This window comes from Methylomonas rivi (assembly GCF_024505165.1).
In the GTDB taxonomy this organism is placed as follows: Bacteria; Pseudomonadota; Gammaproteobacteria; order Methylococcales; family Methylomonadaceae; genus Methylomonas; species Methylomonas rivi.
This window is the reverse complement of sequence record NZ_JANIBK010000004.1, coordinates 50,615-73,917: the sequence shown is the minus strand read 5'-3', so window position 1 is coordinate 73,917 and position 23,303 is coordinate 50,615. Positions and strand designations below refer to the sequence as shown.

The following is a 23,303-nucleotide window of genomic DNA, read 5'->3' as shown; positions in this document are numbered from 1 at the left end:
CGGAACGGGGAGCGATCTGACGATTTCTCCTCGTTTTTTGTTTTATGGGAATCGAATAGATTTTAGGAGTACAACAATGACTTACTTTCTAATCACTTTTGTATTTATGTCGATTGTGGTTGCCATCATGGCAATCGGTGTAATCTTTGGCCGGCATGCCATTAAAGGTTCTTGCGGCGGTACCGGCAATTGCGTTTGCGAGGAAAAATGCGATAAACGTAAAAAACTGGAGGCCGAGCAAGCCGAACAAACCATCGTCCTGGATAGCAAAATCAAAATTTAGGGTTATGTAACCGGCATTTTGAACTTTGTATACGGATTGTCCGTATACGAGGTTATACCTGTAGTGTGCCCTTCCTTAAACCCTACAGCGGTCGAAGTATTATTGCGCAACAATTACTGGCGGGTTTGCGTGCGCCAATTATTGACGATACCTTCCACATCCAGGTCGTCCGGACCTTCCCGCCAGCCGGTAAAATAATCCACGTCATTGCTTTTCGGCTCCGGATTCGGCCGATAAATCTGCACCCGGGTAGGTAAGGGCGCGGCTTCGCCTAATACCAACGCCTCGCCGCGGCCCAGCGAAGTCAGGATGTCGGTCAAGTCCCCTTCCGCTTCCGGCACTAGGCCGCGAATATACTCCTGGTCGTCCGGATTGGTGGTCCTGAGGCAAATAAACGAGCTGCATTGCGCCAGCATGGTTTCCGACAACTCGGTCGGGCGTTGACTGACCACGCCGATGGAAACGCCGTATTTGCGGCCTTCCTTGGCGATGCGTTCCATCATCTTTTTGGTGCCGTCGAATTGGCCGCCTTTTTCGCGCGGGATGTAGGCGTGCGCCTCTTCGCAAATCAAGGTGATGGGAAATTCCCGCCGCTTGGGGTTCCAATAGTTGAATTCGTAGGCTAACCTGCCCACCTGCGCCGAAACCGCCGGCCTGACGTCGGTGGGTACCGAACTTAAGTCGACTACCGTGATATTGGCTTTTTTCTCGCCCAAACCGATGAATTGCCGCAATAAATCCGCCATGCTGGCCGAACTGTTGCGTTTTTTTGGCTTCAATAAAAAGTCGTACCGCACATCGTTGAAACGGCTTTGCATGCGGACCAGAAATTGGTCGAACTGGCCGAATAATGCACCATGCGTTTTGCCGAAATCCTTACGCTCCTCGTTGGCATTTTTGAACTGCATATACATTTCCGCCAGCGAAAAATAAATCGGCGTATCGATGGAGACCACGCCCAAGCCTATTTCCTTGGCTTCCTTGCGTTTCAATTGTTGCAACACCTCGCGCATAAAGGCCATTTGCATCGATGCGCCGCGGTCGTCCTTGTCGATGAACAGATCCACCAACTCCGCATAAGACATCATCCAGTAAGGCATTTCCAGGTCCAAGGCATCGACATAATTGACCAGTTCGTCGGGAAACGCCGATTCGATTTGGCCGCTGTCATTTTTCCAGCAGTATTCGCCGTGCAAATCCAACATGATCAAATGCGTTTTCGGCATGGCTTGGATGGTATGTTGAATCAAACTGGTGACGGTCCAGGACTTGCCCGAACCCGATTGGCCGAGGATGGCGAAATGGCGGCCGAACAGCGCGCGCGGGTCCAGGCTTAAGTGATAGTCCTTGTGCGACGCCAGTTGGCCGATGAAAAATTGGTACTCGCGGAATTTGACGAAAATCGCGTTGATTTCATTCAGGCCTACCGCATAAACACTGGCGCCCGGGGTGGGGTAATGGCGAACGCCGCGCACGAAAGTGTTGTTATCGCTGAGTTCGCCAACGGGAATCAAGGAAATAAACCGATCGGTTGCGCGGTTGCCCAAACTGTCGAAACGGTCGCGTTCCCACATCTTGAATACCAAGGCCAACACGCCGATATTGGTTTGCCGAATCATCACGTAAGAGCCCAAATTGCCGGCCAGGATTTCCTCTTCGCCGACTTTGATCACCGGCGCCGCCGTGGAATGTTCCTCGGTCAGGCGCGCTTCCATGCCATTGCCGCGCACTTCCACCAACTGGCCAATCAGAATCTGTTCATTTTCCGCCATCGTCATTCCGCCTGAGATAAAATTATGGGCTTAAGCTTAGCTGATTTTTTCAGCCCAATAGTATTGTTAGCGGATTTTCCAACTCATTTCACACTCGGTTAAGGTCTTCAATGTTCAACTCAAATACGCCGCCTCGACTCATGGGCATACTGAATGTTACCCCGGACAGTTTCTCGGACGGCGGCCGTTACACTCGCCTTGCAGCGGCGATGCGGCAGGTTGAAACGATGTTGGCCGAGGGGATGGATATCGTCGATGTAGGCGGGGAGTCGACTCGGCCCGGCTCGGACCCGGTAGCGGCGGAGCGGCAAATCCAACGGGTGTTGCCTGTCGTAAAAGCCATTCATGCCGATTTTCCCGCGTTACCGATCAGTATCGATACCACGCTGAGTCAGGTGGCCGCGGCGGCTTTGCAAGCCGGCGCGGCCATCATTAACGACATTTCCGCGGGATTGGACGACCCCGGGATGTTCGCGGTGGCGGCGGACTATGCTTGCCCTATCGTTCTGATGCACAAGCAAGGCTCGCCTAAAACCATGCAGGACGATCCCCAATATTCCGATGTGGTATCGGAAGTCCAAACTCATTTACGGCAACGCATCGATGCCGCGCTGACTGCCGGCATTAAACCCGGTCGGATTGCCATAGATCCCGGTATCGGCTTCGGTAAACGCAAACAGGACAATATTGCCTTGCTGGCCAATCTTAACCGGTTGGTCGATATGGGCTACCCGGTGTTATTGGGTACTAGCCGTAAGCGCTTTATGGGCAGCATATGCAATGTGGCCGAAGCGGATGAATTGGTCACGGCAACGGCGGTAACCACGGCCTTGGGTATTATGGCCGGCGTGACGATGTTTAGGGTGCATGACATTAAAGCCAATCGGCAGGCGGCGGACATTGCCTGGGCGATCAAGCGGGCGTAGCAATGACTTCGTTGCATCCGCGCTTACGGGCGCTGGAAAGTAGCTTTGGCTTGTCGACCCTATCGCCTATTGTCGATCCAATCTTATCCGGTTTGCGGATACAGCTGTGGATCAAACGGGATGATTTGTTACACCCGGTTATCTCCGGCAACAAATGGCGCAAACTGAAATACCTGCTTAACGACGCGCTGGTTGACGGTGCCGATACCTTGGTCAGCATGGGCGGGGCGTATTCCAATCATCTGCATGCCTTGGCGTTCGCCGGTAACAGCCTGGGTTTGAAAACCATAGGCTATGTGCGCGGCGAACGCCCCAACGTCATCAATCCGACCTTACGGGATCTAATCCTATGGGGCATGGAATTGCGGTTCGTATCCCGTAGCGATTACCGCCAGCTGCGCGCGTTTAAAAGCGGGACCATGCCGGATTTGCAGGCCAACCAATGCTGGTTGCCGGAAGGCGGCGCCTCCGCATCGGCATTACGGGGCGTGGCTGAAATCATGGATGAGATTCCCATACGCTACGATCATATGCTGGTGGCTTGCGGTACCGGCACCACCCTGGCGGGCTTGATAAGCGCCGCGCCCGCGCATTGCCGGGTAACCGGAATCTCGGCCTTGAAAGGGGCGGATTTTTTGAAAGACGATGTTAAGCGGTTATTATCCCCCAATCGGTTCTATACTCATTGGCAAATCCTCCAGGACTATCATTTCGGCGGGTTTGCCAAATCCAGCCCCGAATTGAAACAATTTATGCGACAATTTTACGCCTCGCACGCTATAGCCTTGGAGCCGGTCTATACCGGAAAACTGCTTTTCGCCGTGTTTGACTTACTGGAAAAAGGCTATTTCAAGCCCGGGCAGCGTATTGTGGTCTTGCATACGGGCGGATTGCAGGGGGCAAGGCATTGATCATCCATCGAATCGAACGAGTAACTATGAAAAATTCTGTCATCCGCCCTGCCGATCCCTACCTGTTACTTACGCCGTGGCTGAGCCTCGTATGCCCCGTACCCGCGCTTGCCGCCGAACCGGTAGTTTTGGAAAAGATGGTGGTAGAAGGCGCGGCGGTGCCCGGTAACGGTCTGGTAACGCCGCAGAATTCGACGCGGGCCGCCAGCACGATCACGCGCCCCGCCATAGAACAGAAAAACAGCCAGAACAATATTTACCAAGCCATGGACATGGTGCCGGGGGTCAATACCTACAGTTACGATGCCACGGGATTATTCGGCGGCAATATCCGCATGCGCGGATTTAACAGCGACCAGATCGGCGTCAGTATCGACGGCGCGCCCATGAATGACGCCGGCAATTTTGCCGTCTATCCTTCCGAACTGGTCGACCTGGAAAATCTGGAACAAATTGAAGTCATTCAAGGGGGTAACAATACCGACACCCCCATGACCGGAGCCGCCGGCGGTTCCATAGGCATGCGCACCTCGAATCCGACCGACCGGGCCCGCTTTCGGGTACAGCAGAGTTACGGCTCTTTCAATGCCTATAAAACCTTTTTGCGCGCCGATACCGGTTATCTGGGCGATAAAAGATTCAAGGCTTTTTTATCGGTTTCCAAGGCCGAGGCCGACAAATTCAAGGGCTACGGCAGTGCGGACCGCGAACATCTGGATTTTAAGGGTGTGCTGAACCTATCGCCCGGGAACAGCATTACCGGCGGTTTTTTGTACAACGAGTTATTCAATCATAATCTGCTGACTCTGACCAAACAGCAAATCCAAGCCCTAGGCCGCGATGCCGATTACGGCATAATCCCGCCTAATATGAATAGCAGCAAACCTAGCGATAGTTTCTATAACCTCAGTCTCAATCCCTACCGCAATTATCTGGCTACCCTGCAAGGCCGCTTCGAGCTTGCGCCGAATTTAAAGTTGGATATCGATCCCTATTACAATTACGGTTACGGTACCGGCGGAGATGAACTCAGAGCCCTTCGCGAAGGAACTACACTATTAAGAGCCGGCGACATCAACGGTGATGGCGATACATCGGATAATGTCTTGGTTTATAGCGGTTTTTTAACCGAAAGCGAGCGTCCCGGCGTTACCGCCCGGTTACACAGCCAGTTGGCCAACCATAAACTGATGGCGGGCTACTGGTTCGACTACTCGCATCACCGCCGCACCATGCCGGCCGTTCGTTTCGATGCCGCCGGCAATGCCGCCGACCCCTGGCTGGAGGATTCGTCGCAATTCATATTACGGCAGGATGGTTCGGTCTATCAAAACCGCAATATGTTGACCGAAACCACCTCCCAATCCTTTTTTGCGCAGGACGATATTGGTTTTTTGAATAACGACCTGTTAGTGTCGCTGGGCTTCCGCTACACGACTGTGCAGCGCGACTTTTATAATTATGCCAGCGAATCCTTTGCAGGCAATTACAACGAGAAAGCCCGCTATGCCAGGCCTTTGCCGAACGTGGGGATTCGTTATCAACTAACGGATCGGCAGCAGATTTTCGCCAACCGCGCGGAAAACTTTAAAGCGCCGCCAGATTCGGTTTACTACGGTTTGGTGAGCGGTAACTCGCGCAGGGCGGTGAATGTGAAGGAGGAAGTCTCGACCAATTGGGAACTAGGCTACCGTTATTATCAGAACGACCTATCGTTGACAGCTACCTTGTTTTATATCGATTACCGCGACCGCATAGCCACGGCATTCGATCCGATCAACAATACCCGGACTAATTACAATGTGGGGGATTCGACCACCAAAGGTATAGAGTTGGAGTCGGCGTGGCGGTTTTTGCCTGAGTGGAGTATCTACGGTTCGTTTTCTTATACGCATAACAGAATGGAGCAAAATCTGCGGACACAGTTAACCACCAATGGGCCCGTAGTCACACTGTTAACGGCAGGCAAGGCATTTCCCGATGTGCCCGAATATTTGGCCGGCGCCGCCTTGCAATACCGTAACGGGCCTTGGTCGGCCGATTTGTCAGCCAAATATACCGGGCATCGCTATTCCACTTTGGTCAACGATGAGTCGTTAAGCGGCTATACCCTGGTGAGTTTCGATGCCGGCTATCGATTGCCCTCTACCGGCTGGTTCCGCGACCCCATGGTCAAATTCAACGTTTACAACCTGCTGGACGAAGATTACCTGAGTCTTAACGCGCTCAGCGGCAGTTCCTTTACGCCAACAGCGTCTCAGGGCCCCTCATATTATGTTGGCGCCCCCCGCAGTTTCAGCGTCATGCTGTCGACCGACTTTTGACCTTAATATTCCCTATTTCATGCTGCGCCGTATTCATTTATTTTTAACCCGATACTGGTTTACGGCATTATTGGCGGGTGTTGGCGTACTTCCGCCGGCCGGCCACGCCGCGGCAACCGAGATATTTATCAAGGAAACGGGCATACCGAATGCCAGCGCCATCACCTCCATGATTCAGGATAAGCAGGGCTTTATCTGGATGGCCGGCTTTGCCGAACTGCAACGCTATGACGGCTACGACACCAAGCAATACAAAAAGACTCCGAATGTTTCCGGTGCCTTGCAGTTCGATTCCATTACCAGTTTATTCGAAGACCGGCGGCAGCGTATCTGGATCGGTTCGCGCGATGGCTTGGCGGTCTTTGAACCGGAAACGGAAATATTTAAAACGGTCATAAAGGCCGAAGCCGAGCAAGCCCACCGGGAAGCCGGCAATATCCGCACTATTATTTCCGATGGCGCCGACGGCCTGTGGTTGGGTACCCGGGGAGGACTTAGGCACTTCAATCCGGAGACAGGCCAATCCGAAATTTACCGGCACGATCCGCGGCAGCCCGATAGTTTGTCCGTCAATAATATCGAAACCCTGGCCAGGGATCCGCAAGGCGGATTGTGGATTGCCACCTGGCCTTCCGGACTCGATTATCTTCCGCCCGGCAGCCGGCAATTTCAGCATTACCGCATCAGTAGCGATAGTCAATCGACTCTGGAAAATAATATCAAAATCCTGTTTTTCGATAATGATCGGCGTCTGTGGCTGGGTACCGAAGCGGGTGTCTTCGTCTGGCAATTCGGCGACGACTGGGCCAACAGGAAAAAATTGCCGCTGCCCGGGACGACGGAAGAAGCCAGGGTTTACCAGTTTGCCGAAGATTCGAATGGCACTATTTGGGTGGCTACAGCCAAGGGCCTATTGCGTTGGGATGAGCGCCTGCAAAAATTCGACCTGTATCAACAAAAAATGGAAGATCCCACCAGTTTGGCCGGCAATATCGTAAAAGTGTTGTTGGCCGATCATTCCGGCAGCCTGTTTATTGCCACCACCAATGGCATGAGCCGGATCGATTTTACCAGCGGCGGTTTCGGCAAACTGACGCCCAGGGCTTTAAAGGATGCCGATGACGGTGTTAACAATGCCATTCGCTCCATCGCCGTTAATGATGCACGGCAACTTTGGCTGGGCACTTGGGAAGGCGCCTTGCTGGTCGATGACAAGCGTCGGCAAATTTTAAAAAAATTAACCAGCGTACCGGACCGGAATGGCAATGCCGGCATCGGCATGGTGTATAGCGTCTATCAGCAACCGAACGGTTTGCTGTGGCTGGGAACCCGGAACGGCCTGATCCGGTACGAAGAAAAAAATCAGAAAATTCAGATTATCAATTTAGGGGATACGGCGAATAATTTTGTCAATAAAATCGTACCGGGTGCCGATGGCGTGCTTTGGCTGGGCACTGGAGGCGGGCTGATCGAATACGATCCGGGCAGCGGGATAAAACGGCATTTTCGGCATGATGAGCACAATCAAAACAGTCTCGGCGACGATTCGGTAAATACCCTTTTTATCGATAGTCACGGCAGGGTATGGGTGGGCGGAGCCTATATCGCCGGCAGCGGTTTAAGCGTTCTCGACCCCAAAAACGGCCGGTTTCATGGCTACAATTTCGACTCTAGCGATGAGAATAGCTTACCCAGCGATATGGTTTTTAATGTCGTTGAAGACAAGCAAGGACGGATATGGCTAGCCACGGGCCGCGGAATATGCCAAGCCATTGAAACAAGCGACGGTTTCAGGTTTCAAAATTTCGGGGCCGACAACGGCTTGGCCAGCGGATCGGTGCAAAACCTGCAAATTGGGGATGAGGGCCGGTTTTGGTTTACGGGTATCAAGGGAATTTCCAGTTTCGATCCGGACAACGGCGAGTTTTTGCATTATGCCTTTCCGGTAGGCTTTGCCAGCCGGATCGAACCCGGCGGCATGGTCATCGATAGCGCCGGCTTGATCTATGTCAGCACCTCGGATGGCGCGATTGTTATCGATCCTCATCGGCTGCGTTCCAATAACATTTTGCCTAATCCCGCCATTACCGAGATCAATATCGATAATCGTACTTTGGATTTGAACGCAAACGACCTCAATATCGGCTTGGAAGGCAGTATTACGCATCCCAAGAGTCTGAGTTTCCCCTGGCGCGCTAGGATTTTGTCTCTACACTTTTCCGCCCTGCATTACGCCGATCCAGCCAGAAACCGCTATGCGTATAAACTGGACGGCTTCGACCAGGGCTGGATCGATGCCGACAGCAATAATCGGGTCGCCACCTATACCAATTTAGATCCCGGCCGTTATGTGTTTCATCTTAAGGCCAGCAATAATGCCGGCGCTTGGGAAGAAGCGGGGCTTACCCTGCCGATCACTATTATTCCGCCCTATTGGCAGACGGTCTGGTTTCGCGGCTTATTGCTGATCGCCTGCTTTTCATTGTTGTTAACCGTCTATTTTTGGCGGGTGCGGCAATTGCAGCGCATCCGGCAGAATCTGGAAATTCAGGTAGCGAACCGTACCCGCGAATTGACCGAAATGCACCAGCAGGCATTGGCCGCTGTTAAAATTAAAAGTGCATTTTTGGCCAATATGAGCCATGAAATCCGTACCCCCATGAATGCCATCATCGGCATGAGCGAATTGGCCCTAGAAACCGATCTGGATCCGAAACAGCGAAATTATCTGGAAAAAATCAAAACGTCTTCCAAATGGCTACTCGGTATCGTCAATGACATTTTGGATTACTCCAAACTGGAAGCCGGTAAATTAACCCTGGAACACACCGAGTTTTATTTGGATGAAGTTCTGCAATATTTAAAAGACCTTTCGCCGACCTTGCTCGGCGGCAAGCCGTTGGATATTTTTTTCGAGGTGGACAGGGCCGTCCCGCCCGCATTTTGGGGCGATCCGTTGCGGCTTGGGCAAGTGTTGCTGAATTTACTGAGCAATGCCATCAAATTTACCGAAACGGGACAGGTGATTTTGCGGGTGCAGTGTTTACGAATTAGCGATAAACGGGCCAAGCTGCATTTCAGCATTACCGATAGCGGCATCGGATTGTCCAGCCGGCAACAAAGCCATTTATTCGAAGCGTTCAACCAAGCGGATAATTCCACCACCCGCAAGTACGGCGGTACGGGATTGGGATTATCGATTTGCAAAAATTTGATCAGTGCCATGGGCGGCAATATCGGCGTCTCCAGCGAGTTGGGCAAGGGCAGTTGTTTTTATTTCAACATCGAGTTGGAAATGGCGGCGGCCGACCGGGTCAAAACCGCCGCCCGGGAAGCGCCAAGCCCCGCCGTGATGGCTTCCCTGCAAAATGCCTGTTTATTGGTGGTGGAAGACAATCCCATCAATCAGGAATTGCTATTGGAGGTGCTGGCAAATAAAGGCATTCAGGCCGATTTGGCTGTCAACGGCGTGGAAGCCTTACGCATGATCGATCTTAAAACCTATTCGGCCGTTTTGATGGATTGCCTGATGCCGGAGATGGATGGTTATGCGGCGACGTGCGCGATTCGCGGCAACCCCCGCCACGCCGATTTGCCGATTATCGCCATGACGGCCAATGTGATGACCTCGGACCGGCAACGTTGCCTGGATAGCGGCATGAACGACCATGTCGGAAAACCGATCGACTGGACCCAGCTGTTTCAAGTGCTGGCCCGCTGGATCAAGCCGCGCGGAGAGACCGTTTTCGAACCGGCCGGTAGAACGATAAGCCTCGACGAATCGGGGTTTCCGCAATTGACGGGCGTGGATAGCCGGCAAGCCCAGCTTCTGACGGGGAATAATTCGGCCGTATACCGCAAACTGCTGGGTTTGTTCCGGGACAGGCACAGCCAGGACTGGGAGCAAATTCAAAGCTTTTACCGGGCGGGCGATTACGAAAACGCGACGCATTTGATTCATAAATTATTGGGCAGCGTGCAGTCCGTTGCCCACCGCGCGCTGGCGGATAGTTTGTCCGAGCTGGAAAAGGCATTCAGACAAAAGCCCCCTTTAGTGCCTGAACCCCAATTGCAGCAAGCGGAAGCCTTGTTATGGCAGTTATTTACCGAAATCGGCCTGCTATTCGAGAAGACGGAGTCCGAACAGGTGTAAACCGTTAGGCACGGTGGCAACCGAACCCCGTAAAAGCCCGCTTGCTGTGGTTTCGGCAGCGCTATGCGTGCGTTTAATCCCGTACCCAGTTTTCGGCCAGCCGGCTGGGGATATGCGCCGATTCGCTGGATTGCGGATAGCTTTTGCCGCCGATGATGCAATAAATAATGCGCAAGGTATCCCCCAGCAGCAGCCATGTGATCAGCATGAAGGTAGCGGTCAGGCCGGCATTCAGATAATCGTTGAATATCAGATGAGGCGCTTTGGCGGCCAGGTCGGGCGCCAGTAAACCGCCGCTTAACTTGTCGGACAAATCGGCGGCATGGGTTAGAAAACCTACCCTTAAGTCGGCCGAAAATAGCTTCTCCCAGGCCGCGCTGCTGGTGACGATAATCAACCAGGACAAGGGCAGGGCGGTGACCCAGACATACTTCAATTTGGCCGATTTCACCAATATCGTCGTGCCGACGCACAAGGCAATCGCCGCCAGCATTTGATTGGCGATGCCGAACAGCGGCCACAGGCTGTTGATGCCGCCCAGGGGGTCTATGGTGCCCATGTACAAAAAATAGCCCCAGGCGCCCACGACCAAGCCGCTGGTTAACAGAATGCTGGGATAGCCGTTGGACTTGCCCGAGCCGAGTTTGAAATTACCCAGCATGTCTTGCAGCATAAACCGGGCCACGCGGGTGCCGGCGTCCAGGGTGGTTAAAATGAACAGCGCCTCGAACATGATCGCAAAGTGATACCAGGCGGCCAATAAATGCGCGCCGAAGACCTGGGCGAACAGGCTGGCCATGCCGACCGCCAAGGACGGTGCGCCGCCGGTGCGGGCGAACAGCGTCGATTCGCCCATGGTTTGGGCCAGCGTTTGCATCTGTTCGACAGTCACCGGAAACCCCCAGGCGCTGATTTTAGCCACCGCATCCGCGGCTTCCTTGCCGACAATGCCGGCCGGGCTATTGATGGCGAAATACACGCCGGGTTCCAGCACGCTGGCGGCGATCATGGCCATGATCGCCACAAAAGATTCCATCATCATCGCGCCGTAGCCGATGAAGCGGGCATCCTGTTCGTTGGCCAATAATTTCGGGGTGGTGCCCGAGGAAATCAGGGCGTGAAAGCCGGAAATGGCGCCGCAGGCGATGGTAATGAACACGAACGGAAACAGTTTGCCGCCGAAGATGGGCCCGCTGCCGTCGATAAACTGGGTTACAGCCGGCATTTTCAGCTCAGGGCGCAACAGCACAATGGCGACGGCCAAGGCGGCGATGGTGCCCAGTTTCATAAAGGTGGATAGATAATCGCGCGGGGCCAGTAATAGCCACACCGGCAGTACCGCCGCCGCAAAGCCGTACAAAATCACCATTACGGCCAGCTGTGGAGCGTCGTAGTCGAACCAGCCGCGTAGCAGCGGATGTTCGTCGATCCAGCCGCCGCCCAATACGGCGAAAATCAACATCGATACGCCGATCAGGGTGGCTTCCAATACCCGGCCGGGGCGCAGATGATGTAAATACATCCCCATCAATACCGCAATCGGGATGGTGGCGGCCACGGTAGCGGTGGCCCACGGGCTATGTTTCATGGCGTTTACCACCACCAAACCCAGTACCGCGATCAGGATGATCATGATCATCATCACCCCCAGCATGGCGGCGCTGCCGCCTATGGGGCCGAGTTCGTCCTTGGCCATTTGCCCCAGCGAACGGCCGTCGCGGCGCACCGAGAAAAACAGCGTGACAAAATCCTGCACGCAACCGCCCAGCACCGCTCCGGCCAAAATCCATAAAGTGCCGGGCAGATAACCGAATTGCGCCGCCAGGGTGGGGCCGATCAAGGGGCCTGGGCCGGCGATGGCCGCAAAATGATGGCCGAATACCACCCATTTATGCGTGGGCATGAAATCCCGGCCATCGTTGAAACGTTCCGCCGGCGTGGCGCGGCCGGCGTCCAGCATCAATACCTTAGCGGCTATGAAAGCGCTGTAAAAACGATAACCCAGGGCGTAGACGCATACCGCCGCCACGACCAGCCACATGCTGTTGATGGTTTCGCCGCGTTGTAAGGCAATGCCGGCGACGGCAAACGCGCCGATCGCGGCAATACAAATCCAAACGAGGGTATAGGGTAGACGGTTATGTGTGCCGGACATGGCGGGTTCCTTCGTGTAATGCAATTTTTTGCGTTAAAAATTGCGCGAATGGTAGCACGAGGACGGGGGAGATGGGGTCCGTCGGTCAAGCTATTGAGTATAAGCTTTTGATTTTGTTGAAAATAAGTTCCGGCATGCTAGGCGCATCGTTCTCGCGCTCAGCACTTATGTTATACACAAGTGCCGCCATGGCCGCTGGATGCGGTTCTCCAGTGCCAAGGCCGGCGAGTTTTAATCATCCCTGAAGCCTGGATTCCGGCAATCCCTGCCGGAACGACGGTTACAAACATAGATGCGTATAACGATGGATGCTCGGCAAGGGAATGCAGCTTGAAGCGCCCTGATGGGTTCGCACGCAGAGCCAACCGTAAGTGGCAGCCATTTCCGACGAAAGCCTTGGCCGGTAAGACCGCGAAACGGGCGCCTGTAAGCGCTCGTTTGACATCCGGCAAAAATTACAGCGACTTATACAGTTCCAGGGCTTTGTTCAAGTCTTCGGTAGAACTTTTGATGTCGCCTTTTTTAGTTTTAATTTGCCCTTGAATAACCAAGCCATTGGCTTGTTTAACCACATCGTCGTGGCCTGAAATCTTTTCCGCGGATGCGCGCGCGGCTTTTAAATGTACCCGAGCGGTATTGAAATCGCTTTTTTGGATTTCGGTAATGGCTTGCTCGATGTGTGAAATAGCTTCGCTGATATTGGAGGCCGGATTGCCGGCGGTTTCCTCGGCGTAAGCCATGCCGCCAGTTACGCCCGCGGACAAGATCAAGGAAAAGGCCAACAGGGTGATTTTGATGATATTCATAATGTAATTTTGATTTTGAGGAGTGAAAAGGAGGTGGGATAAAAGGGCCGAAGGCTTTCAACCCGTGCCCATCATAGCCGAATTGTGCTTGGCGTAAGTGACAGATTGGTTAAGAATTCCATTTACGCATGGTTTGGCTACGGATATGTTTACCGGCTTTTGGGTGATTTAGTTGGCGGGCCGACGGGCAAATGGTTAGAATCTTGGGTGCTTTACCCACAAACTCGATTGCCGATTACGGAGGATGACCATGAAGAACGCTTCTACCGCTGCATTGCTGCTCGCAGCAGCTGCTTTCACCACTGCCACGACACTTCACGCCGAAACCCAAGCCGCCAAGCCGGTGCATGGGGAATATAAGGACTGGTCGACCCTGAGCGTGTCTCATCGGCTGGATAAACAGCTGGTGCGGACCATTCTCGGTAACGACGTCGCTATCAAGGCGGCTCGCGCCGGCAATACCAAACCCTGGCCGGACGGCACCGTCTTCGCCAAGGTCGGTTGGAAGGAAAAAACTCACCCCAACTGGCCGCAAGCCGTGGTGCCGGGGGAATTCGCCGGCGCCGAAGCCATGGTTAAGGACAGCAAGAAATTCGCCGAAACCGGCGGCTGGGGCTTCGGCCATTGGGAGGGCGATAAACTGGTGATGAACGACAAGGAAAAGTCGGCGACTTGTTTCGCCTGCCACACGCCGATGAAAGACAACGATTACGTCTACACCGTACCTGTTTTGCAATAATCCCGCGGGGGGCGATTCAATCGCCCCCATTCAATCCGGCCAGGCTGCCGACGTGCGCGGCGACGCTGGCCGACAAGGCCCGCAAATCGTAGCCGCCCTCCAGCGCGGAAATAATGCGTCCGTTACAAACGGCATCGGCAATGTCTCTCAACTGCCGCGTCACCCAGGCATAATCGTCTTCCACCAGCCGCAACGAAGCCAACGGATCGTCTTTATGTGCATCGAATCCGGCGGAAATCAGAATGAGTTGCGGGTTGAATTTGCGCACGGCCGGTAAAATGGTTTCCGAGTATTTGGCCCGAAATGTTTTGCCGTCGGTGCCGGTCGGCAGCGGAACGTTGATGATATTGCCCACCCCGTTTTCGGAGGGATGGCCGCTGCCGGGATAATGCGGCCATTGGTGGCTGGAGGCGTACAGCACTTGCGGTTGCTGATAAAACGCCGCCTGCGTGCCGTTGCCGTGGTGCACATCGAAATCCACGATAGCGATACGTTCCAAGCCGTAGCGGGTACGGGCATATTCCGCGGCAATGGCGATGTTGTTGAACAGACAGAATCCCATGGGATAACCGGGCATGGCATGGTGGCCGGGCGGGCGCACGGCGCAGAAAGCTTGCTGGGCCCGGTCCGTGCAGATTTGATCCACTGCGTCGCAGACCGCGCCTACCGCGCGTAGCGCGGCGGCTTTCGAACCCGGCGAGGCCACGGTATCGGCGTCGAAATAACTTAATCCCTCGGCGGGAATGCCCGCCAATACGCGCGCGATCATGGCCGGCGTATGAATCAGGGCCAGTTTGGTTTCTATGTCGTCCGGCAGCGGCGGCGAGACGCGGCGTATGCCCTGAAACCGGGGTATGTTCATTGCTGTTTCTATGGCGCGCAAGCGGTCGGGACTTTCCGGGTGGCCGGGACCGGTATCGTGGGACAGAAACTCGGCGTGGCTGTAATAGAGCATAGTCATAAGGCCCCCTCTAAAAATTCGCTAGCTATTGCGTGTTATGAGGCATGGCTGGTTTAAAATCAAGTCGACCGCTAAACTTGGTTTTCCTAACCCTACAGAGGATCAACATGGCCAAGCCTATTACCCCGTTGCTCGCCGCCGATATTTTGATTGAATTGATCGATGTGCCGGAACGGCCTTTCGTCTTGATCGAACGCGCCTTTCCTCCCTACGGCTGGGCCGTGCCGGGCGGTTTCGTCGATGTCGGCGAAACCGTGGAGCGCGCCGCCATCCGCGAAGCCAGGGAAGAAACCGGGCTGAATGTCGAGTTAACGGCATTGTTGGGGATTTATTCCGATCCCGCCCGCGATCCGCGCAATCATACCGTCACGGCGGTCTATGTCGGGCAAGCACACGGACTGCCGCTGGCCGCGGATGATGCCAAAAACGCCGGATTGTTCACGTTCGACAACTTGCCGGCCCAACTGGCTTTCGACCATGCCCAAGTGCTGGCCGATTATCGAGAGTTTTTGCGTAGCGGCCGGGTAACGCCGTTACGCCTATAGACAAATTTGGGAATCTCCTTAACGGGCTTGATTAGCCGCGGTATGGGTCTACTATAGTGTATGGAATATCCCGGCATTTCAACTGACAGGGCTTGCATATGATAGAGGCGAATATCGAGCGGCTTTGGGAACAGCTGATGGCGTTCATAGAGGAAGGCCGGGTGATACCCGTTATCGGGCCGGAGCTGCTGATGCTGGACATCGACGGCAAACCGGCCCTGCTGTACGACTACTTGGCCGAGCAACTGGCAAAACGCCTGGGAATTAAGTCCGAAGCGGACGATACCTTAAATACTGTCGCCTGCCGCTATCTCGCCCAGGGCGGGCAACGGGAAGACATGTATCCCGTGCTGAAACGCGCGCTGGCCGAATTGTCGCAGGTTAAGCCGCCGGAAACCCTGGTGAAGCTTGCCGAAATCAGGCCGCTGAAACTATTTGTCACCACTTGTTTCGATCCCTATCTGGTCCGGACGCTTAACCAAGTTCGGTATCGGGGTAAGGATAGCACCCAGGTTTTAGAGTTCTACCCCGGTTCCGGCAAGGATTTGCCGGAGGAAATGGAATATTTGGCCGGCACCACGGTATTTCATCTGTTCGGCAAATTAACCGCCGCGCCGGATTACGCGGTGACCGATGAAGACATTTTAGAGTTTATGCACGCACTGCAGTCGGCGGATACCCGCCCGAAACTGTTGTTCGATGCGTTAGTCGGACAGGGCCTGATGATTATCGGCTGCCAATTATTCGATTGGTTGGGGCGGTTTTTCGTGCGTCTCGGTAACAGGCACCGCTTGATTATTTCCAAGGAAAAAACCGATTTTTTGGTCGGCGACCAAATCCGCAAGGAAATAAACCTGGCCGAATTTCTGCTGCATTTCAGTAGCCGTACCAAAATTTTCCCCATGCAATCCATCGAGTTCGTCAACGAGTTGTATCAACGTTGGACGGCAATGCATCCTGCCGGCGTTGACGATGGCGAGCATTTCGATACGGCGGCCCGCGCCCTTCCCGTTGACAAAGCCGAACCGGTCGAACTTGTTGCCGAGCCGGATGCAAGGGAGCCAATGCGCGGCGGCGCCGTTTTTCTGAGCTACGCCCATGAAGATGAAGAAGCGGTAATAGCCATTAAACATGCTTTGGAAACGGCCGGTATTGAAGTTTGGTTCGATAGGAATACGAACGCCCTGCGGGTTGGCGACAACTTTAAAGCCCGCATCAAAACCAATATCGAACAATGCGCGCTATTCGTGCCTATCATTTCCCGCCATACCTTGACGCAGGAGCGGCGCTTCTTTAGGTTCGAATGGAAGTACGCGCAAGAATGCGCGGATTTTTATCCGGAAAGCCGGCGCTTCATCATGCCTTTGGCCATAGACGACACGCCGCCCGACGATCCCAATTTGGACGAGTATATTCGCGAGTTGCATTGGGAACGGCTGCAAAACGGTCAATGCGGCGCGGCGTTTTTAACCGAGCTCAAGCAGCTGCAGCGGGCCTACCGGCGCAATTCGGAGTAACCGTCATGCCAATGTCCGCCGACCCCGCAATAGAATACGCCCTTGTCGATGCGGAACATCCCTGGCCGGGGCTGGCGGCTTTTAAAGAACAAGAGGCGCAATTTTTCAAGGGTCGGACTCAGGATATAACCAAACTGCATCGGCTGGTCAATCGCGAACGTCTTACCGTGCTGTGCGGCGTTTCCGGCTTGGGTAAAAGTTCGTTACTGCAGGCCGGGCTGTTTCCGCTGTTACGCCTCGATCCCATGCTGCCCGTCATTATCCGGCTGAATTTTGCGGACGATGCGTTACCGCTACGCCGGCAGGTATACGCGGCCCTGGACCGGCAAGCCGATACGCATGCGGTAGAGGCGCCGGCGCGGATGGAGAGCGAAACCTTATGGGAATATTTCCATCGCAAACAGTCCGAGTTTTGGGACGCCCGCAACCGTATCGCGCTGCCGCTGCTGTGTTTCGACCAGTTCGAGGAAATTTTTACCTTGGGCCGCGAAACCCCAAACCGGCGGCGGGCTACCGATAACTTCATTACGGAGCTGGCGGACCTGATTGAAGGCCGTTGCCCCGAAACCGTGAAGAGGCGCTTGGATGAAAATCCGGAGTTGTCCGAAGATTTCGATTTTAGCCGCCACCGTTTCAAGCTGATTTTGAGCCTGCGCGAAGACTATCTGGCCAATTTGGAAGAACTGCGGCCGTTGATGCCTTCGATCATGCACAATCGTATGCGGCTGCGTCCCATGAACGGAAAACAGGCATTGGCGGTGGTCGACCAGACGCACGGCCGCTTGCTCGCAGCGGAGACAGCCGAAAGCATCGTCCGGTTGGTGGCCGGCGAGCAAGGCGAACAGGCGCTAAGCGAATTAGAGGATTTGCGCATCGAACCGGCCTTGTTGAGCCTGCTGTGCCGGGAGTTGAACGAACGCAGAATCCAAAACCGGGCCGAGCGGATAGAGGCGCGGCTGGTCGACAGCAGCCGGGAATCGATACTGGACCAGTTCTACCGGCGCTGCCTGCACGATCAAGCGCCGGCATTACGCCGGTTCATCGAGGACAGGCTGCTGACCGTCTCGGGTTACCGAAACAGCGAAGCCTACGATAATGCGCTGGAAACCCCCGGTATTACCCGGGATGCCCTGGATGCCCTGGTGCAAGGAAGGCTATTGATTTTACGCCAGGAGCAGCAGGGCGGCGTCAAACGGATAGAGTTGATTCACGATGTATTGGCCGGCGTGGTGCGTAAAAGTCGGGAACAACGGCAAATGTTGGAGAAACAGCGTCTGGACGAACAGGCCAGGGCCGAGGCCGAGCAGCGGGAGCGGCAGGCCAAGCGCTGGGCCATGGTTTTCGTCAGTTTGGCGGCGGTCTTTCTGTTGACCGCGGCTTGGGGCTGGTGGAACTGGTGGGATGCCAAACAGTCGCGTATTTCGGCCGAGCAAGCGCGCAATATCACCCAATCCGGTAAACTCGCCGCCCAGGCGGCCTTGCTGGCCGATACGGCGGCGGATGACCGTATTGTGGAACGGGCCGCGGCGCTGGCGCTCGAGTCGTGGCGTATTCAACCCAATGCGGAGGCCGCCGCCACCGCCCATGCGCTGTTGCGCTTGTTGCCCAATTATCGCATAGGGCATGAGCGGCCGATTTATGCGATCGGCATCGGCCCCGACGGAGGCTTGCTGGCAACCGGCGACGAAGGCGGACAATTGCGCGTATTCAACCGCCAAACCGGCGAGGAGATTTTTTCCATGGCGCATGACGGTTGGATCAACAGCATCGCTTTCAGTCCCGATGGACGCTTTATGGCCACCGGTTGCAGCGACCGCCAAGTCAGGATAATAGACGCGGTAAACCGGCGGACCGTGTTTCGGCTTAGCCTGGACGGCGAAGTCAATGCAGTCGGTTTCAGTCCGGACGGCCGGTTTTTGGCGGCGGCCGGCAAAGACGGTACGGCGCGCCTGATCGATGTGTCGGCCGGCCGGGAATTGTGGCGGTTTCGCCATGGCGGCGAAGTGTCGAATATCGCCTTTAGCCCTGGCGGCCGCAGCCTTGCCAGTGCCAGCCGGGATAAAACCGCCAGACTGATCGAAATCTCCTCCGGCAAGGAATTGTTGCGGCTCAAGCACGGCGCCGGGGTGACCCACATTGCGTTTAACGCCGATGGCCGTTTATTGGCTACGGCCAGCCTGGATAATCTGGCCAGCATTATCGATGCCGAAACCGGTAAGGCATTAACCCGCATCAAACACAACGAAGCGGTGGCGAGTTTGGCCTTTAGCGCGGACGGCCGCTGGCTGGCGACGGGCAGCGACGACAATACGGCCAAAATAACCGAAGTGGCCGGCGGTATGGAAGCCGCGCGGTTTAGCGGCGCGGACGATGTTTATAGCGTCAGGTTCAGCCCGGATTCGCACTTGCTGGCGATTGCCGGCCTGGACGGCAGTGTCCGCCTCCTCGAAACGGCATCCTGGCGGGAGATAGCCGGATTGATGCACGGTGGGGCGGTATGGAATGTCGTCTTCAGCCCGGATAGCCGCACGCTGGCAACCGTCGGCATGGACCGGCAGCTACGCCTGTTCGAAACCGGAAAATATCCGGACGATATCCGTATCCGGCGGACGGACAGCATTATGGGGGTGGCCTTCTATCCGCGCGGCGGTTTGTTGGCGGCGGCCAGCCAGGATAAAACCGCAACCGTCTACGATGTGGCGACAGGCCGGCAACTGATGGCGTTCCGGCACCATGATAGCGTTTATGCCGTTGCATTTAGTCGGGACGGGCGCTGGCTGGCTACCGCCAGCAAGGACAATACCGCCAAATTGATCGATATGGCCGCCGGCCGGGAAATCGCCTCGGTTCGGCATTCGGGAGAGGTGAGGGGGATCGCTTTCAGTCCCGATGGCCGCTGGCTGGCCACTGCCAGCCTGGATAAAACCGTACTGGTAATGGATACGGCCAGCGGCAAAGTGACAAACAAAATTGATCATGCCGACGAAACCAGGTTTGTGGCGTTTAGTTTCGATGGGCAGCTATTGGCCATTGCCGGCAAGAATGGCACGGTATCTTTACTCGATACCCAGGCCTGGCAACCCGTGCAAACCCTAAAATTTTCCGCGCCGGTCACGCAGTTGGCCTTTAGCCGGGACAATCGGGTTCTGGCAATAGCCGGCGAAGACAAGCGGGCAAGATTATTCGACTGGCGCACCGGCAGGGAAACGGCCGAATTCGTCCACGCCGGCAGCGTGCTTAACGTGGCTTTCAGTCCGGATGGCAAACTGTTGGCAACAGGCAGCATGGACAATGCCGTCAGATTGATCGAGCTCGCTACCGGCAAGTTGGTTTCTTTGATTAAACACGGCGGCGAAGCAAGAAGTATCGCCTTCAGCGCCAAGGGGGATTTTTTGGCTACTGCCGGCGCCGATGGGATAAGCAGAATCATCGAAACCGCCAGCGGCCTTGAAATAGACCGGATCGGTCATGGCGCAGAAGTCTGGGGCGTGGCATTCAGCCTGGACGACCCGCCGCTGCTGGCGTCGGCGCTTAGCGACGGGCGCGTCCGCTTACATGCCGCCGATCCGCAAATGGCCTTCGATGCGCTCTGCCGAAAGGCGGGACGCAATTTAAGCCCCGACGAATGGCAAGACTATTTGGGGGGAAGCTTGCCTCGGCGGACCTGCGCCGCCTGGCGGACTGCCGATGCCCTTCCGGCGGCGCCCTAAATCGGGCCGCCGGCATGAAATGGTTTGATTGCGGTTGAATCAGGTGACGCGATGAAAGGCTTATCGATCAAATGCATGGCCATCGTTGCCATGGGGGCAATCCTGGGAGGAGGCTGTACCCGCGCCGCGGAAGAATTTGCCCGCCAAGCCGATTTGCTGCATTTGCGGCGCGAGATTGTCGACGGTTCCGGCTTTCAACACGTGGTTTACAGCAAGCCGGGAAATTCAGCGAACACCTTGCATGTTTATATCGACGGCGACGGCACGCCCTGGATTGCCGGCCGCCCGGCCGACGACCCGACACCCCGCAATCCCATGATGTTAAGACTGATGAAGTTAGATCCGGCCCCCGCCGTTTATCTGGGCCGGCCTTGCTACCACGGCATGCAGTCTATGGGAGCCTGCCCGAACCGTTTTTGGTTAAGCCATCGCTATGGCGAGGCGGTGGTGGCCAGTTTGTCGGCAGCGATCAAGCAATTGCTTCGGCAGCGGAATTACCGAAATATCGCCTTGTTTGGGCATAGCGGCGGCGGGGCGCTTGCCGTGCTGCTTGCCTCGCGTTTAGCTGAAACGGTTGCCGTGGTGACCGTTGCCGCCAACCTGGACCTGGAAGCCTGGGCGGTTTATACGGCTAGCGACGATCTGAAAGGGTCATTAAATCCGGCCGCGCTGGCGCCGCTTGCCCCATCGATTCGGCAGTATCATTTTGCCGGCGCCGAAGATGATGTCGTGCCGCCGGTATTGATGGCGAACGCGGCGCGGCGGTTGGGCTCCCGCTTGACCGTAATCGAAAATTTCGATCATGCCTGTTGCTGGGAACGGCTGTGGACAAGCATTTTGGCCGATGCGGCCGAATAAGGCGCCTGTCTTGAACGAGCGGCGGCCGCATCGACAGCCAAAAGCGGGTTGTAACTTACCACTCCATTCTTACGCCCACATTGCCGCCATAGCTTTCAAAGTTGCTGTTGCCTTGTACCGTTGTAAAGTTGGCAAACGCTTGAATGCCTTTCTCCATAAGTAACGATGCCCCGATATCGATCAGGGCCCAGTCGCGGGCCGGATTTTCGGTTTGAAAGACAAAGCCGGGGCCGGTCGTGGAATCGGTGGCCTGAATGAAATGGGCGTTAATGGTGCGCGAATCGTTGGCATGTTCGTGTACCCAGGCTACGTTGATTTGCGGCACTAAAACCCCAAAGGAAAAACTATGGGCGGAAGAGGCGAACAAGCCCAGGTTGGTCTGCAGCGAGGTTTGATGTTGAGCGTTGTAACGCAACTCCAGGCCGGTGTTTGACGATTCGCGGTAACTGTCGATTTCCCATTGCCGCACGTCGACGCCGACCCGGGGGCCGAACGTAATATTGTTTATTGCGAAATCGTAGCCGCTTAAAAAGTTGAGACTGTATTGGTTGGCGTTGAAATTCCCGCTGGTCAGCCTGGAAATGACGGTAGTGTTACCGGTAAAACCGTCCGTTCCGGCAACGGCGAACCGGTCTATGGTTTGGTTCCGCCGGGTGTAACTGAGGGCCAGATTGACGAAGGCGTTATCGAAAGGCAGATAATTGACATACAACAGCGGGGTGTATGCGTTGCTGTCGAATCCGCCGCCGGAATGATAGGTCCCGTTTGTGTTGGCGTAATTGAACGCCAGCCCCACATCCAGATTATTCAAAATGGAATAACCGCCCCCGAGAGTTACCGCGGGAATGGTAGCGTTGTAGCCGTCCTCGAAGGGATTTTGATAATGGCGCAGCGTGGTGGCCCCGGCGGTTAAAAAGGTACTGAATTTATTCCATTGCGCGGCAATGACGTCGGCCGATGCCCGCGGCCTTTTTTTCTTTTCCTTTTGGGTTTGTATGTCTTTTAATTGTTGTTGGGAAATAAGCAGCGAACTGGGCTGAGACTGGCTGCCTATGCCGGATGCGGCCGGTACGCCTCCCGCTTGCAAGGCCGAACAAATACCGCCAAGTTGGTCTGTAGAATTGAAAGCGGAATCTTGCCGGCAGATACGATCGAGCTCGGCGGTGCTGGCGTCATTAAAAGTCTGCGCCGCGACAAACCGTCCACTCAAAGCCGCGGCAATAAATACCAAGGACGAAACCGTAACCGTAGGGAATCGCGGCGAAAAGCGCCAGTCTCTTGCGCATCCGCTTTGCACGGTCCCGTTTCGTTTTAAGTCATTATTCATAGCCGCCCCCTTATGATGAATACCAGTCTGAATAACCGCATTACAGTGTAGTATCTCCGGGGGATTTTGCTATCCGCATCACAAAAATTTATTAACTATTCAGCGAATGCCGGCCGCTGCGGTGCGATTGCGTAGGTCGGGTTAGTTCGATAGAGCGTAACCCGGCAATCGAAGCCATTGAGTCGCAATAAGCCGCTGCGTTGGGCTACGGCTGACGCCTAACCCATCAACCTACGCAAACCATCGATGTCGTTTGGGCTGCATAACCGACTGACATCACTGCCGGATTTCATTATCATTCGACCTATGACATTTC

General features: G+C 55.1%; 15 protein-coding genes. 10 read left to right on the top strand and 5 right to left on the bottom strand.

The window, feature by feature from the left end; genetic code table 11:
* Positions 1-76: 76 nt before the first annotated feature.
* Complete coding sequence (nqrM, locus tag NP596_RS01745) at positions 77-283, top strand: (Na+)-NQR maturation NqrM (RefSeq protein WP_256613481.1); 207 nt, start codon at positions 77-79, stop codon at positions 281-283.
* A gap of 113 nt (positions 284-396) precedes the next feature.
* Here the strand turns inward: nqrM and NP596_RS01740 are convergent, their stop codons facing one another.
* On the bottom strand, positions 397-2,055 hold the full coding sequence (locus NP596_RS01740) for an ATP-binding protein (RefSeq protein WP_256613480.1): 1,659 nt from the start codon (positions 2,053-2,055) through the stop codon (positions 397-399).
* Between the two features lie 140 nt (positions 2,056-2,195).
* Here NP596_RS01740 and folP point away from each other — a divergent pair, with 140 nt between their 5' ends.
* Genes folP through NP596_RS01720 form a run of 4 tightly spaced genes read left to right on the top strand, consistent with a single transcriptional unit; the run spans position 2,196 to position 10,369 of the window.
* Positions 2,196-2,981: a dihydropteroate synthase gene (gene folP / locus NP596_RS01735; RefSeq protein ID WP_504129495.1), complete on the top strand. Its 786-nt coding sequence runs from the start codon at positions 2,196-2,198 to the stop codon at positions 2,979-2,981.
* Positions 2,982-2,983: 2 nt separating this feature from the next.
* A complete protein-coding gene (locus NP596_RS01730) occupies positions 2,984-3,892 on the top strand; it encodes a 1-aminocyclopropane-1-carboxylate deaminase/D-cysteine desulfhydrase (protein ID WP_256613478.1) in 909 nt (302 codons plus the stop codon).
* Positions 3,893-3,918: 26 nt separating this feature from the next.
* Positions 3,919-6,216 carry a TonB-dependent receptor gene (locus NP596_RS01725; RefSeq protein ID WP_256613477.1) on the top strand — a complete coding sequence of 766 codons (2,298 nt, stop codon included), beginning with the start codon at positions 3,919-3,921 and terminating at the stop codon, positions 6,214-6,216.
* A 19-nt stretch (positions 6,217-6,235) separates the two neighbouring features.
* Entirely contained in the window at positions 6,236-10,369 is a 4,134-nt protein-coding gene (locus NP596_RS01720) for a hybrid sensor histidine kinase/response regulator (protein WP_256613476.1), read from the top strand.
* A 73-nt stretch (positions 10,370-10,442) separates the two neighbouring features.
* On the opposite strand, the gene NP596_RS01715 is transcribed toward NP596_RS01720, so the two are convergent.
* Complete coding sequence (locus NP596_RS01715) at positions 10,443-12,524, bottom strand: carbon starvation CstA family protein (RefSeq protein WP_256613475.1); 2,082 nt, start codon at positions 12,522-12,524, stop codon at positions 10,443-10,445.
* Positions 12,525-12,979: 455 nt separating this feature from the next.
* Positions 12,980-13,330, bottom strand: coding sequence for a hypothetical protein (locus tag NP596_RS01710; protein ID WP_256613474.1), 351 nt, complete (start codon positions 13,328-13,330; stop codon positions 12,980-12,982).
* 250 nt (positions 13,331-13,580) lie between these two features.
* Here NP596_RS01710 and NP596_RS01705 point away from each other — a divergent pair, with 250 nt between their 5' ends.
* Positions 13,581-14,069 carry a cytochrome P460 family protein gene (locus NP596_RS01705; RefSeq protein ID WP_256613473.1) on the top strand — a complete coding sequence of 163 codons (489 nt, stop codon included), beginning with the start codon at positions 13,581-13,583 and terminating at the stop codon, positions 14,067-14,069.
* Between the two features lie 16 nt (positions 14,070-14,085).
* Here NP596_RS01705 and NP596_RS01700 read toward each other — a convergent pair whose 3' ends face one another.
* The gene (locus NP596_RS01700; RefSeq protein WP_256613472.1) at positions 14,086-15,030 is read right to left on the bottom strand and encodes a histone deacetylase family protein; all 945 of its coding nucleotides are present in this window, start codon (positions 15,028-15,030) and stop codon (positions 14,086-14,088) included.
* A 107-nt stretch (positions 15,031-15,137) separates the two neighbouring features.
* On the opposite strand from NP596_RS01700, the gene NP596_RS01695 reads away from it, so the two are divergent.
* The 4 genes from NP596_RS01695 (at position 15,138) to NP596_RS01680 (ending at position 21,660) form a co-directional block, all read left to right on the top strand.
* Positions 15,138-15,575 carry an NUDIX domain-containing protein gene (locus tag NP596_RS01695; protein ID WP_256613471.1) on the top strand — a complete coding sequence of 146 codons (438 nt, stop codon included), beginning with the start codon at positions 15,138-15,140 and terminating at the stop codon, positions 15,573-15,575.
* Between the two features lie 98 nt (positions 15,576-15,673).
* Positions 15,674-17,092: a toll/interleukin-1 receptor domain-containing protein gene (locus NP596_RS01690; RefSeq protein WP_256613470.1), complete on the top strand. Its 1,419-nt coding sequence runs from the start codon at positions 15,674-15,676 to the stop codon at positions 17,090-17,092.
* 5 nt (positions 17,093-17,097) lie between these two features.
* Entirely contained in the window at positions 17,098-20,802 is a 3,705-nt protein-coding gene (locus NP596_RS01685) for a WD40 repeat domain-containing protein (RefSeq protein WP_256613469.1), read from the top strand.
* Positions 20,803-20,853: 51 nt separating this feature from the next.
* Complete coding sequence (locus NP596_RS01680; RefSeq protein ID WP_256613468.1) at positions 20,854-21,660, top strand: alpha/beta fold hydrolase; 807 nt, start codon at positions 20,854-20,856, stop codon at positions 21,658-21,660.
* Between the two features lie 55 nt (positions 21,661-21,715).
* Here the strand turns inward: NP596_RS01680 and NP596_RS01675 are convergent, their stop codons facing one another.
* Positions 21,716-22,987, bottom strand: coding sequence for an autotransporter outer membrane beta-barrel domain-containing protein (locus NP596_RS01675; protein ID WP_256613467.1), 1,272 nt, complete (start codon positions 22,985-22,987; stop codon positions 21,716-21,718).
* Positions 22,988-23,303: the final 316 nt, after the last annotated feature.